Source organism: Kitasatospora sp. NPDC048296 (assembly GCF_043201815.1).
GTDB lineage: Bacteria > Actinomycetota > Actinomycetes > Streptomycetales > Streptomycetaceae > Kitasatospora.
This window is the reverse complement of record NZ_JBICZB010000083.1, coordinates 19,009-31,593: the sequence shown is the minus strand read 5'-3', so window position 1 is coordinate 31,593 and position 12,585 is coordinate 19,009. Positions and strand designations below refer to the sequence as shown.

The 12,585-nt window shown below is 74.0% G+C and carries 12 protein-coding genes and 1 riboswitch; of the genes, 5 read left to right on the top strand and 7 right to left on the bottom strand.

The window, feature by feature from the left end; genetic code table 11:
• The first annotated feature begins 109 nt into the window (after positions 1–109).
• Together ACGF12_RS32930 and ACGF12_RS32925 are read left to right on the top strand one after the other, a co-directional pair.
• Entirely contained in the window at positions 110–235 is a 126-nt protein-coding gene (locus ACGF12_RS32930; RefSeq protein ID WP_393038344.1) for a hypothetical protein, read from the top strand.
• 231 nt (positions 236–466) lie between these two features.
• Positions 467–1,282: a hypothetical protein gene (locus ACGF12_RS32925; protein ID WP_393038341.1), complete on the top strand. Its 816-nt coding sequence runs from the start codon at positions 467–469 to the stop codon at positions 1,280–1,282.
• Here the strand turns inward: ACGF12_RS32925 and ACGF12_RS32920 are convergent.
• The 7 genes from ACGF12_RS32920 to ACGF12_RS32890 form a co-directional block, all read right to left on the bottom strand.
• Entirely contained in the window at positions 1,255–2,241 is a 987-nt protein-coding gene (locus ACGF12_RS32920; protein ID WP_393038338.1) for an RICIN domain-containing protein, read from the bottom strand. The two genes, ACGF12_RS32925 and ACGF12_RS32920, sit on opposite strands and share 28 nt — an antisense overlap.
• A gap of 64 nt (positions 2,242–2,305) precedes the next feature.
• Positions 2,306–3,142 carry an ECF transporter S component gene (locus ACGF12_RS32915; RefSeq protein ID WP_393038335.1) on the bottom strand — a complete coding sequence of 279 codons (837 nt, stop codon included), beginning with the start codon at positions 3,140–3,142 and terminating at the stop codon, positions 2,306–2,308.
• A complete protein-coding gene (locus tag ACGF12_RS32910; RefSeq protein WP_393038332.1) occupies positions 3,139–4,740 on the bottom strand; it encodes an ABC transporter ATP-binding protein in 1,602 nt (533 codons plus the stop codon). Before ACGF12_RS32910 ends, ACGF12_RS32915 begins: the two co-directional genes overlap by 4 nt.
• Positions 4,737–5,843, bottom strand: a complete 1,107-nt coding sequence (locus tag ACGF12_RS32905) for an energy-coupling factor transporter transmembrane protein EcfT (protein ID WP_393038329.1) — start codon at positions 5,841–5,843, stop codon at positions 4,737–4,739. The genes ACGF12_RS32910 and ACGF12_RS32905 overlap by 4 nt, the downstream gene beginning before the upstream one ends.
• A gap of 120 nt (positions 5,844–5,963) precedes the next feature.
• On the bottom strand, positions 5,964–6,674 hold the full coding sequence (locus tag ACGF12_RS32900; RefSeq protein WP_393038326.1) for an SCO2322 family protein: 711 nt from the start codon (positions 6,672–6,674) through the stop codon (positions 5,964–5,966).
• Positions 6,674–7,975, bottom strand: a complete 1,302-nt coding sequence (locus ACGF12_RS32895) for a prenyltransferase/squalene oxidase repeat-containing protein (RefSeq protein WP_393038323.1) — start codon at positions 7,973–7,975, stop codon at positions 6,674–6,676. Before ACGF12_RS32895 ends, ACGF12_RS32900 begins: the two co-directional genes overlap by 1 nt.
• Before the next feature lie 110 nt (positions 7,976–8,085).
• Positions 8,086–8,170: riboswitch (cobalamin riboswitch) on the bottom strand.
• 102 nt (positions 8,171–8,272) lie between these two features.
• Positions 8,273–8,872, bottom strand: a complete 600-nt coding sequence (locus ACGF12_RS32890; RefSeq protein ID WP_393038320.1) for a TetR family transcriptional regulator — start codon at positions 8,870–8,872, stop codon at positions 8,273–8,275.
• Positions 8,873–9,168: 296 nt separating this feature from the next.
• On the opposite strand from ACGF12_RS32890, the gene ACGF12_RS32885 reads away from it, so the two are divergent.
• The 3 genes from ACGF12_RS32885 (at position 9,169) to ACGF12_RS32875 (ending at position 12,415) form a co-directional block, all read left to right on the top strand.
• Complete coding sequence (locus tag ACGF12_RS32885) at positions 9,169–10,479, top strand: glycosyltransferase family 4 protein (protein ID WP_393038317.1); 1,311 nt, start codon at positions 9,169–9,171, stop codon at positions 10,477–10,479.
• Between the two features lie 128 nt (positions 10,480–10,607).
• On the top strand, positions 10,608–11,357 hold the full coding sequence (locus ACGF12_RS32880) for a class I SAM-dependent methyltransferase (protein ID WP_393038314.1): 750 nt from the start codon (positions 10,608–10,610) through the stop codon (positions 11,355–11,357).
• A complete protein-coding gene (locus tag ACGF12_RS32875) occupies positions 11,354–12,415 on the top strand; it encodes a prenyltransferase (protein ID WP_380610628.1) in 1,062 nt (353 codons plus the stop codon). The genes ACGF12_RS32880 and ACGF12_RS32875 overlap by 4 nt, the downstream gene beginning before the upstream one ends.
• Positions 12,416–12,585 lie beyond the last annotated feature (170 nt).

The following is a 12,585-nucleotide window of genomic DNA, read 5'->3' as shown; positions in this document are numbered from 1 at the left end:
CCGCCGTATACCGCTTACTCATGTTGCTCTTGGTTCCCACCTGTGACTGCTTCCTCTGGGCTCATACGTCCCAGTGTCCAGGTGTCCAACCGCAGGGTGGAACTTCAAGGTGACCGCCGCCCACGCCTGGTGGCAGCGCCAAGGTGGGCCGGGCCTCGGCCGGTTCGGTCTGACTGTCACCGTGGCAGGTGAGCACCGGGTGTGGCTGGACGCGCCGGACTGCGTGATCGGGTGATAGCGGGATTGTGAGGCGCGCCCCGGGCTTGCGAGCCCGGGGCGCGCCGGGTTGTGCGCGCCTGCGCCGGCCTGAATGGGTGATGTAAGTGGGAGTTTGACGCATTGTTACGGCATTACGGTGAACATTGCGATGCCGGGCGTCTGAAGGGGTGCTCGGTACATGGGCAAAAGTGAGCCCCGGCGGTGCGCCAACACCCCGGGGTATGGCACCAGGAGAAAGCGCTCCAAGATGCACATTCATCGTATCCCTCGGCATGCTCCCGGGTACACGATCCTGGACAACGGCCACGTCGTCCGTAAGCACTCGCTGAGTTGGACGGCCCGAGGGCTTCTCAGCTATCTGCTGAGCCTGCCGGATGGGGCACGCGAGGATGTCCGCACGCTGGCGGCGAAGAGCGTTGAGGGGCGGACGGCCGTCGCGGGGGCGCTGCGGGAGTTGGAGGCGGCCGGGCACTACGTCCGACAGACGCTCCGGGATCCGGTGACGGGGCAGGTTCGGACGGTCGTCTCGGTCCATGAAGTGCCGGTGGTGGGGAAGGCGGTTCACATGATGCCGCCGCTTCCCGTGTCCCCGGCCGCCGGGTCGCCTGGAGCTGGAACGGCAGGCGCCGGGAAGGCGGGAAGCCCATCCAAGGAAGTGAGGGTGAAGGAAGTGGAAGAACCTTCCGTCCGTCCCTCCGAGAAGTTGACGGCCGGCATGGCGCTGCTGCTCGAACTCGGGCGCCGGGAGCCCCGGATGGCGATGGCAGGGAAGCCGTTGAGCGATCAGGCGGCGCGGGTGGAGGAACTGCTCGCGGGTGGGTGGACGCGCGAGGCGTTGTCGGGGATTCTGGCCGCCCCCTTGCCGGAGACGGTCACGCACAGCGTGGGGGCGATCGTCGCGGCGCGGATCGGGAAGGTGCCGAGGGTTCCGGCACCACGCAGTACGGCAGACGGGCCGCGCCGGCACGAGTGTCCCGGGCGGGACGGGATGTGCGGGCGGCCCGTTGCGTTTGCTGGGCAGCTTTGTGCGGAGTGTCAGAGGGTGTCGCGGACCTTGATGTAGCCGCGTTCCACCACGAACTTCTGGTTGGAGTTGGCAGCGCCGCAGGTGTACAGGAAGACGTTGTCGCCGTTGTCGCGGTCGGAGCCGATGTCGATGCACATCTCGTCGGCGGTGCCGACGGTCCGTTGCAGGACGAACGAGCCCTCGTGCAGCAGCCAGGTCTGGTTGGCGCGGGCTGCCTCGGAGTACTCGCAGGCCCAGATCCGGACGTTGTCGCCGTTCTCGCCCGTGTAGTCGGCGTCGAGGCACATCTCCTGCGCCGTGCCCACCGTGTCGGCGACCTTAGCCCGCCCGCCGTCCAGGACGAAGCGCTGGTTGGTGTGGTCGAGGCACTGCCAGATCCGGACGTTGTCGGCGTTGTGGCGGGTGTTGCCGACGTCCAGGCACATGGCGCTGGAGGTCTGGGGCGGGGTGGCGACGTTGAGGGTGCCGTTGTCGATCGTGTCGACCGTGCCGCTGTCGGGACGCATGTAGCGGAAGCTGCCGTTGCCGCGCGGGAGGGTGGTGTTGTCCGGCGCGTACGGGTCGACGGTGACCTGTGGGGAGAAGCGGAAGTAGCCGTTGGACGGCCAGCCGCTGTTGCCGCCGTTGCGGCCGTAGCCGTCGCAGGTGAGGGTGCGGTTTCCGTTGCTGAGAGTGCAGTTGCGCAGGCCGACGTTGTTGCCGGTCCAGGACGCGCCGTCGCTGCTGTACTCGGTGGGGACGGTGGTCTGGGCGGGGAAGGTGGTGTTGCCGGGGGCGGTGAAGACCGCCGTCATGCCGGAGGGCGGGAGCAGGCCGGCGCCGCCGGTGTTCTGGTACGTCCACGGCACCGCGCCGGTCTGGCCGGGGGCGATGGAGACGGTGGTGGGGACGTCGCGGCCGATGAAGGTGACGGCGGCGGCCGGGGCGGCGAAGGCGGCGGCGAGGGTGAGGGTCGTCGCGGTGACGGTGGTGGTGCGGGCGAGGGTTCGGGTCACGGTCGCGATGATCGTGGACGAACTGGAAGATCGAAGGTGTGCGGCGCGCCAGGGAAGTGGCGGTTCACCCGCCTGGCGGCCGGAAGTCGACCGGCGCGTCGAAGGCCGCACGTCGCGTGGTGCGGCGCAGCGCGCGCAGGACGGGCGTGCCGAGGGTGAGGCACAGGACGACCGTGAGGGCCGCGCGCGGCAGGTCCCAACCCAGCGATGTGGTCAGGCAGTAGGCGGCGAAGCGGACCAGGTTGGCGGGCAGTGGATCGCCGGGGACGAAGGAGATGGACCCGGCCAGCCCTCCGATGTACGGCCAGCCCTGGAGGTTCATGATCGTGCCGTACAACACGGACGACAGCGCGCCGTAAACAGCCAGCACCAGCAGTTCGCGGCGGCCGCGCAGTGTGGCGGCGCCCGGCAGGAGCCCCGCGCCGAGGCAGACCCAGCCCATCGCGAGCATCTGGAACGGCAGCCACGGCCCCACCCCGCCCGTGAGCAGCGCCGAGGCGAACATCGACAGCGAGCCCAGCACGAAGCCGAAGCCCGGCCCCAGCACCCGCCCCGACAGCACCATCAGGAAGAACATCGGCTCCAGCCCCGCCGTCCCCGCGCCGAGCGGCCGGAGGGCGGCGCCGGCCGCCGCCAACACCCCCAGCAGCGCAACGGACTTGGCGTCCAGCCCGGGTGCCCCACCACCCGCCGACCGCCCCTCGGAGATCTGGGCGATCACGACGGCGAGCAACAACGGCAGCAGCAAGGCGAACAGCCAAGGGGCGTCGGCGGAGTGGCCGACCAGGGCCGACTTGGTGGAGGCGAGCAGCGGCCAGCCGAAGGCCGTCACGCCGACGAAGGACACCAGCAGCAGCGCCGCGACCGACCGGCGCCCGAGCGGAACAGGACGGCTGCTCATGCGTTCAGCGCCTCCGCGACCTGCTGGACGGTGAGCCACGGTCCGGGCGCCAGCACCTTGGCCACCTGCGGCGCGAAGGCCGGCGAGGAGACCACCACCTCCGCCGTCGGGCCGTCCGCGACGATCTCGCCCTCGGCCAGGATCACGGTCCGGTGCGCCAGTTCGGCGGCCAGCTCGACGTCGTGCGTGGCCAGCAGCACGGCGTGGCCCTCCGCTGCCAGGTCGCGCAGGATCTCCACCAGCCGGGCCTTGGCCGCGTAGTCCAGGCCGCGGGTCGGCTCGTCCAGGAGCAGCAGCGGGGGCCGGGCGGTGAGCACCACGGCGAGGGCGAGGGTGAGGCGTTGGCCTTCGGAGAGGTCGCGGGGGTGGGTGGTGTCGGCGATCCCGGGCAGCAGGCGTTCGACCAGGGTGCGACACGAACCCGCGGCAGCGCCCGCGTCCGAGTCCGCGGCGGCGCATTCGGCGGTGACGCTCTCGCCGTACAGGAGGTCGCGCGGGTCCTGGGGGACCAGGCCGACCTGGCGGATCAGTTCGGCGGGGCGGGTGCGGTGCGGGGCGCGGCCGCCGACGGTGACGCTGCCGGAGGCGGGGGTGTGCAGGCCGACCAGGCTGCCGAGCAGGGTGGACTTGCCGGCGCCGTTGCGGCCCATCAGGGCGGTGATCTCCCCGGGGCGCAGTACGAGGTCCACCCCGCGCAGGGCCTGCACCGGGCCGCGTCGGACAGCGAGGCGGTCGGAGACGGCGATCGGCGCACCACCCGAAACGGCGCCCGCGGCGGGCACCCGGCCGTCCAGCTCGGTACGGAGCGTTGCCGCCTTGCGGCGCGCGTCGCGCACGGACAGCGGCAGCGGCCGCCAGCCCGCGAGCCGGCCGAGGCCGACCACCGGCGGGTGCACCGGCGAGTGCGCCATCACCTCGGCCGGTTCGCCCAGCACCGGGGGCGCGCCCGGGGTCAGCAGCAGTACCTGGTCGGCGTACTGGACGACCCGCTCCAGCCGGTGTTCGGCCATCAGCACGGTGGTGCCGAGGTCGTGCACCAGCCGCTGGAGGACGGCGAGCACCTCCTCGGCCGCGCCCGGGTCGAGGGCCGAGGTGGGCTCGTCCAGGACCAGCACGCGCGGGTGGACGGTGAGCACCGAGCCGATCGCGACGCGCTGCTGCTGGCCGCCGGAGAGCGAGCCCAGCGCCCGGTCGCGCAGGTCGGCGAGGCCGAGCAGGTCGAGGGTCTCCTCGACCCGGCGCCGCATGACGTCGCTCGGCAGTCCCAAGGACTCCATGCCGTAGGCGAGTTCGTCCTCCACGGTGTCGGTGACGAACTGCGCCGACGGGTCCTGGCCGACGGTGCCGACCAGGTCGGCGAGGTCGCGCGGGCGGTGTTCGCGGGTGTCCCGGCCGCCGACGGTGACCCGGCCGTGCAGCACGCCGCCGGTGAAGTGCGGCACCAGGCCGCTGACCGTCCCCAGCAGGGTGGACTTGCCGGAGCCCGACGGGCCGACCAGCAGGCAGAGTTCGCCCTCGGGGACGGTGAGGTCGACGTCGTTCAGAACGGGCGCTGCGGAGTCCGCGTACCGTACGGAGACCTGCTCGAAGGTGATCACGAAGCCCTCCGGGGCGGGGTCGGGGCGGCGAACGCCGGTACCAGGCCGAGGAGTACGGCCAGGACGGCGGCCAGCGGCAGCTCGGGGACGGTCGGCGGGACGACGGTGGGGGCGAAGGCGGCCGGGCCCTGGGTGGCCAGGTAGGTGGTGAGGGCCGCCACGGCGGCGCCGGATCCCGCCGTCAGCCACTCGGGAACGGCCCAAGGATCCGGCCGGTAGCGGGTCCTGACGGATCGCCGGTTGCCGAGCAGCAGCCCGGCGAAGGCGGCGGCCAGGCCGAGCAGGAGGACGGGCAGTGCCCAGCCGGCTCCCCCGGCGGTGAGCAGCCCGTACGCGGCCAGGCAGACCCCGAGCAGTCCGGCCAGGGTGAGCGCGGCGGTGGCCCGGGCGAGCGGGCGCGGGACGTCGGCGGTGCGGCCGAAGCCTCGGGTGTCCATCGCCGCCGCGAGGGCGATGGACCGCTCCAACGCGCCCTCCAGGACGGGGAGTCCGACGCTCAGCACGGCCGCGATGCCCTTGTCGGTGCGGCCGCGCAGGCGCCGGGCGGCGCGCAGTCGGCGGACGTCGGCGACCAGGTTCGGCGCGAAGGTCATCGCCACCACCACGGCCACGCCCGCCTCGTAGAGCGCGCCGGGCAGGGCGCGCAGGAGACGGGCCGGACTGGCGAGGGAGTTGGCGGCGCCGACGCAGACCAGCAGGGTGGCCAGCCGCAGCCCGTCGTACAGCGCGGCGAGCAGGCCCTCGACGGTGACCCGCCCGCCGATCCGCACGCCCTGCGCCCAGGCGGGGAGCGGGACTTCGGGCAGGGTGAGCAGCACGTGGGTGCCGGGGATCGGCGAGCCGAGCAGGACGGCGAAGACCAGGCGGATGCCCAGCACCAGCAGGCCGAGCCGCAGGAACGCCCCGTACGAGCGCGACCACGGCGCATCGCCGCGCCGCGCCGCGACCACGTAACCGGCGGTCGCGGCGAGCAGCAGCAGGATCGCCGGGTTGGTGGTGCGGGTCGCCGCCGCGCCCAGCCCGAGCGCCCACAACCACCAGGCCCCGGGGTGCAGTTGGCGGGGGCCGGTGGGCGGTCGGGTGCGGCGGGCGGTGCTGCTCACGGATTCTGTCCTGGGAGACGGGGGCAGGAGGTGGGTCCAGGCGGTGGGGCTAGGAGGCGTGGCCGGGCGGCGGGTTGGAAGCCGAGGTCAGGAGCCGAGGTCAGGGGCCGGGCGAGGTGGTCAGGGGTTGCGGCGGCGGCGCGCCTGCCAGACGGCGCCCCCGGCGAGGACGGCGACCAGCGCGCCGCCCGCGACCAGGCCGATGTCCGGGCCGCTGCCGCCACTGCTGCCGCCGCCGCTCTGCGGGGCGGCCTTGGCGGTGTTGTCCGGCGGCGCGGCGGCCGCGCCCAACTGCTCGGCGCACCCAGCCTTCGGGTAGCCGGCGATGGCGCACAGCAGCCCGTTGGTGTCGTACCGCAGCGGCGGCGCGACGGCGGCCAGCACCTCGGCCGAGCTGGCGCGCGGCGCGACGCTGGCGCACGTCGTCCGCTGCTCGGGCGGCTGCGCGGCGGAGGCCCCGGCGTCCTCGGCGGTCCCGAAGTCCAGCACGACGGCCACCCGCTTGCGGCCGTTCTGGGCGGGGGTGTTCGCGCAGATCGCGTCGAAGCGCGCCTGGGTGCGGGGCTTCGCGGCGTCCTGCCCGCCGTCGGGGCTGACGGCGAACCGCCAGCCGTCGACGGCGCCGTCCGGCGGCACGGCGATCGCGGGCCCCTGCTGCTGGTACGTCCACGCCCCGCCGTCGGCCCCGCGCCAGAACGACCAGTACCGGTATCCGGAGGCGGCCTGCGCGGGTGCGGCGCCGGCGATCAGGAGCAGCGTTCCGAGCAGCGCGAGAAGGGCGGCCGGCGGCCGCCGCCCGCCGACCGGGAGGCCGTGAACCACCGAGCGCATCAGAGGTTGGGGTTGCGCTTGCGCTGGAGGCTGAGCAGCAGGCCGCCGCCGATGCCGACGAGCAGGCCGACGATGATCAGCCAGAACTGGCCGAAGCCGTCGTTCTTCTTCTTCGCCGGAGTGGCCTCCGTGGTGGCGGCGGCCTTGGGGGCCGGGCCGAGGGCGGTGAGCTGGCCGGTGAGGTCGGCGGTGTCGCGGTGGGTGGCCTGGGCGACCATGAGGAGGGTGGCGGTGGCGGCGGCGTCGGTGCCGTTCTTGGTCCAGGTGGCGCCCTGTCCCTCAAGCCAGTCGACGGCCTCGGAGGCCTGCTCGGGGTGGCCGCTCTGGGTGAGGGCGAGCGCGGCCCAGGCGGTCGCGGTGTAGTCGGGCTTGGGCTCGGCGCCCGGCATGGTGAGGGTGAGGTGCTGGCCGCCCGCCGACAGCTGGGCGGTGAGGTAGGCGCCGACGGCCTCGCCGGCCTCGGCGTGCGGGACGGCGGTGGGCGCGGAGCCGTCGGCGCAGGCGAGGGGCTTGGGCGTCGAGTCGGCGCGCACCGAGGCGGTGACCGGCAGGTGCCCGCCGGCGGCGGCGAGCGCGGCCTGGGCGGTGGCCAGGGTGTTGGGGGCGAGGGTGCCGGCGGCCGGGTCCGGCTGGAAGGCGAAGGCGCCGCGCTGGTCGGCGGGGGCGGTGCAGCCGAGCTGGAAGTGGGCGAGGCCGTCGAAGGCGTTCTTCCCGGCCGCGCCCCCGCTGCCCGCCTTGGCGACGCTCGCCGGGTCGGTCCTGGCCGCGAACAGCGCGTTGACGGCGAGGCCGGTGGAGTTGGCGTCGCCCGGGCTGCCGGGGTTGTAGGGCCAGCTGCCGTCGGCGTTCTGGTTGGCCTTGAGCCACTGCACGCCCTTGTCGACGGCCGGCTGGTGCCCGCCGAGGGCCACCAGCGCCTGGATGGCGACGGCGGTGGCGTTGCTGTCCTCGGTCTTGGCGTCGCAGGCCGCGCCGGCCGCCCGGTAGGAGGGCCAGCCGCCGTCCTCGCACTGCTGCCCGGTGAGCCGCGCGACGGCGGAGTCGGCCGGGGTGACCTTGGCGGCCGACAGCGCGGTCAGCGCCAGCGACTGGCGCCAGACGCCGTCGTACGTCGGGTCGCTCCTGCCGTAGAGGCCGTCCGGGACGGCCGGAGCCGCCGAAGTGGCCGGAGCGGCCGGGGCCGCCGGAGTGGCCGGGCCGTCGGAGGGCGAGGGGCTGTCGGCGAGGGCCGGTCCGGCGGCGACGCCGGCGAGCAGCGCGGCGGACAGGGCGGCGGCGCCCAGTCGGGCGGCGTTCAGCATGGTGCGGGTGTGCCTTTCGGTGAGCGGTGGTGGCCCGGGCGGGGGCCGTTCCGTAGTCCTCGACGGGTGCCGGGCGCGGGCGCGCCCGGTCTGGCCGCTCGCCCCTCCCCGGGTGCTCCGACTCGTCCGGGCCGCGCGGTGCGGCGGCCGGGCTCACGGTTGCGGGGTCAGCGCCGGATTCACACCGGCTTCCCCCGGGGGAGGAGCGGGATGGAGTTGTGGTGCCCGTCGACTCTAGCCGCCGGGCCGGGCCGGACCGGCCCCCGGCAGCAGGAACAGGTTCCAGTCCGCGAGAGCTCAGGCCAGCGTCAGCAGCCGGGCCGCCGTGTGCAGGTCGGCCCGCACCTCGGCGATCGAGGCGCGCCCGGAGAGCCAGGCGACCAGGGCCGCGTGCCAGGTGTGCTCGATCACCCGGACGGCCGCCCGCTGGCCCTCGCTGGGCGGCGCGGACTGGCCGATCGCGTCCAGGATGAGCTGACCGGTGGCCGCGCTGATCCGGTCCACCTCGGCCCCGACCGAGCGGTCGGCGAAGCACATCGAGCGGACCATCGCCTCGGCCAGCAGCGGTTCGCGCTGCAGCGCGTGGAAGGCCCGGGTGAGCGCGTCGGCGACCCGCAGGGCCGGCTCCTGGTCGGTCGGCGGGTGCCGCCGGATGTGCTCCTGGAGGCCCTGCAGCTGCTCCAGCATGACCGCGACCAGCAGGTGAACCTTGGACGGGAAGTACCGGTACAGCGTCCCGAGGGCGACCTGCGCGCTCTCCGCGACCTCCCGCATCTGCACCGCCTCGTACCCGCCGCGGGCGGCCAGCGTGGTGGCGGCGCGCAGGATCCGGCGGCGCCGCTCGGCCTGGCGCGCAGTCAGCGGCGGCTCGCCCGAGGACGCGGGGGTGGGGCTCACGGACGTGGTCGGCGACGGCAAGTGTGCTCCCGGGGGCGCGTGGGTGGCGGCGTGCTCCAGAACGGGTCGACACGAAGTCGACTCGAAGTCGACCCGCGGTCGGTCGGTCGGTCGGTCGGGCCGGCGTGGCGGGAATCACCAGCCCTGGCTCCTGAGCGAAAGCTACGGGCCGGTATCTTCGAGGTCTCTCATTGTTCACACGGTCGATGAAGAGTTCCACAGCCACTGAAACCTGATCTACTTTAGCGACCGGCAGCACCAGTAGCACCGATAGCAGCCAGAGATGAGGGCCGAGGATGACCGCGCAGCCGCTGCGGATTGCCCTGCTGTCATACCGCGGGGACCCGTTCTGCGGCGGTCAGGGCGTGTACGTACGGCACCTCTCCCGTGAGCTGGCCAGACTCGGCCACCACGTGGACGTGATCGGCGCCCAGCCCTACCCCGTACTGGACGAGGTCGAGGGGCCCGGTTCGGTGCGCCTGGTCGAGCTGCCCAGCCTGGACCTCTACCGCGCCGACGACCCCTTCCGCACGCCCGCCCGCGGCGAGTTCCGCGGGCCGGTGGACATGCTGGAGTTCGCCACCATGCGCACCGGCGGCTTCCCCGAGCCGCTCACCTTCTCGCTGCGCGCCCGCCAGTACCTGGCCCGGCACAAGGGCCGCTACGACGTGGTGCACGACAACCAGACCCTCGGCTACGGCCTGCTGGGACTGGCCCGGCACGGCTTCCCGCTGGTCACCACGATCCACCACCCGATCACCGTGGACCGGCAGTTGGAGCTGGACGCGGCCACCACCCGGCTGAAGCGGCTGTCGCTGCGCCGCTGGTACGCCTTCACCCGGATGCAGCGCCGGGTCGCCGCCCGGCTGGACCACGTGATCACCGTTTCCGGCTCCTCGCAGCGCGAGATCGCCGAGCACCTGGGCGCCGCCCCCGGCGCGATCTCGGTGGTCCCGATCGGCGCCGACACCCGGCTCTGGTCGCCCTCGGCGGAGGTCGAGCGGGTCCCCGGCCGGATCGTCACCACCTCCAGCGCGGACGTGCCGCTCAAGGGCCTGGTCTTCCTGGTCGAGGCGCTGGCCAAGGTCCGCACCGAGCGCGACGCGCACCTGGTGGTGGTCGGCAAGCCGCAGAAGGACGACGGGCCGGTGGCCGAGGCGGTGCGCCGCTTCGGGCTGGCGGAGCACATCGAGTTCCGCACCGGTCTGAGCGACGAGGAGCTCGTCGACCTGTACCGCTCGGCCGAGGTGGCCTGCGTCCCGTCGCTGTACGAGGGCTTCTCGCTGCCCGCCGCCGAGGCGATGGCCACCGGCACCCCACTGGTCGCCACCACCGGCGGGGCGATCCCCGAGGTGGCCGGGCCGGACGGCGTGACCTGCCTGGCCGTGCCGCCGGGGGAGGCGGACGCGCTGGCCGCCGCGCTCGGCCGGCTGCTGGACGACCCGCGGCTGCGCGCCGAACTCGGCGCGGCCGGGCGGGAGCGGGTACTGGCCCGGTTCACCTGGGCGCGGGCCGCCGAGCTGACCGCCGAGGCGTACCGTGCGGCGATCGCCACCGGCGTCGGCGCCCGGGCCCGCTCCGGGCCCGGCTGGCGGTACGTGCCCTGAGTGACGTGCTCTTGAGCGACGCGCCCCGAGCGACGCGCTCTTGACCGACGCGCCCCGGGACACCGGGCGAGTGGTGGCCTGACGAAGCGTCAAGAACGCTTGTTAGCAATAGGAATGGGAGCCCTGCAGTGCTGACCGTCGATTTCTCGCGCTTCCCGCTCGCCCCCGGCGACCGGGTGCTCGACCTGGGCTGCGGCGGGGGCCGGCACGCGTTCGAGTGCTACCGCCGCGGCGCCAACGTGATCGCCCTCGACCAGAACGCCGAGGAGATCGCCGAGGTCAAGAAGTGGTTCGCCGCGATGGAGCTGGCCGGTGAGGCCCCCGAGGGCGCCTCGGCCGTCGCGATGGAGGGCAACGCGCTGGCGCTGCCGTTCGAGGACGAGTACTTCGACAAGATCATCATCTCCGAGGTGATGGAGCACATACCCGACGACAAGGGCGTGCTCAACGAGATGTTCCGGGTCCTCAAGCCGGGCGGCCTGCTCGCCGTCACCGTGCCGCGCTGGCTGCCGGAGAAGATCTGCTGGGCGCTGTCCGACGAGTACCACGAGGTCGAGGGCGGCCACATCCGGATCTACCGGGGCGACGAGCTGCTCGGCAAGCTCAAGGACGCCGGCCTGGAGCCGTACGGCACCCACCACGCGCACGCGCTCCACTCGCCGTACTGGTGGATCAAGTGCGCGGTCGGCGTGGACAACGACAAGGCGCTGCCGGTCAAGGCGTACCACCAGCTGCTGGTCTGGGACATCGTCGGCACCCCGGTGATCAGCGCCCTCACCAAGGCCGCCGAAAAGGCGCTCAACCCGGTCATCGGCAAGAGCTTCGTGGCGTACGCCTCCAAGCCCAACCGCGTCGAGTCCGGCCGGGCGGGCGCATGACCGCCGCCGTCCCCGAGGTGCTGCTGCTCGACGGGGTGCTGGACGCCGAGCAGGCGGCCGGCACCGTCCGCAGCATCCTGGCCGAGCAGCGCCCCGACGGCGCCATACCGTGGTTCGCCGGCCACCACCTCGACCCCTGGGACCACACCGAGGCCGCGATGGCCCTCGACACCGCCGGCGAGCACGCCGCCGCCGAGGCCGCCTACCGCTGGCTCGCCGCCCAGCAGAACCCGGACGGCTCCTGGTACGCCGCGTACACCGACGGCGTGGTCACCGACCGCGCCAAGGAGAGCAACTTCTGCGCGTACATCGCGGTCGGGGTCTGGCACCACCACCTCAGCACCGGCGACGACGCCTTCCTGGAGTGGATCTGGCCGGTGGTCCGGCGGGCCCTGGACTTCATCGTCGGCCTGCGGCTGCCCGGCGGCCCGATCGCCTGGCGGGTCGACGAGGACGGCGCCGCCACCGACGAGGCGCTGCTCACCGGCTCGTCCAGCATCCTGCACGCGCTGCGTTGCGGCCTGGCCGTCGCCGACTACCTGGAGGAGCCCCAGCCCGACTGGGAGCTCGCGGCCGGGCGGCTGCGGCACGCCATCACCCACCACCCCGAGCGGTTCCTCGACAAGGGCCGCTACTCGATGGACTGGTACTACCCGGTGCTCGGCACCGGCCTGCGCGGCGACGCGGCGGTGGCCCGGATCGAGCGGGACTGGGACCGCTTCGTCGTCCCCGGCCTCGGCGTGCGCTGCGTCAGCGACCGCCCGTGGGTGACCGGCGGCGAGAGCGCCGAACTGGCCCTCGCGCTCTGGGCGATCGGGCAGTCCGACCGCGCGGTGGACATCCTGCGGTGGATCCAGAAGCACCTGCGGCACGAGGACGGCTCGTACTGGACCGGGTACGTCTTCGAGGACGACGCGATCTGGCCCGAGGAGCGCACCACCTGGACGGCCGGGGCGCTGCTGCTCGCGGTCGCCGCGCTCGGCGGGGACCCGGCGACGGTCACGGTGTTCGGCGGGGACCAGCTGCCGGCCGGGCTGGTGGTCCAGGACTGCTGCTGAGGGCGTCGACCGAGCCCGTCAGCTGAGGGCGTGAACGCGGAAGGGGGGGGGGGGGGGGGGGCGGGGCCCCCCCCCCCCCGCCCGGGGGGGGGGGCGCCCCCGCGGGGGGCCCCCGGTTGGGCTGCACCAGCCCGGGGTTGCGGTCCGCGCCATGCCCGCCATCCCCGGCG

Bases quoted from the DNA above. Each gene is read 5' to 3' on its own strand.
- ACGF12_RS32885 (WP_393038317.1), top strand. From the start codon at position 9,169: ATGACCGCGCAGCCGCTGCGGATTGCCCTGCTGTCATACCGCGGGGAC.
- ACGF12_RS32895 (WP_393038323.1), bottom strand. From the start codon at position 7,975: ATGCTGAACGCCGCCCGACTGGGCGCCGCCGCCCTGTCCGCCGCGCTG.
- ACGF12_RS32875 (WP_380610628.1), top strand. From the start codon at position 11,354: ATGACCGCCGCCGTCCCCGAGGTGCTGCTGCTCGACGGGGTGCTGGAC.
- ACGF12_RS32925 (WP_393038341.1), top strand. From the start codon at position 467: ATGCACATTCATCGTATCCCTCGGCATGCTCCCGGGTACACGATCCTG.
- ACGF12_RS32900 (WP_393038326.1), bottom strand. From the start codon at position 6,674: ATGCGCTCGGTGGTTCACGGCCTCCCGGTCGGCGGGCGGCGGCCGCCG.
- ACGF12_RS32915 (WP_393038335.1), bottom strand. From the start codon at position 3,142: ATGAGCAGCCGTCCTGTTCCGCTCGGGCGCCGGTCGGTCGCGGCGCTG.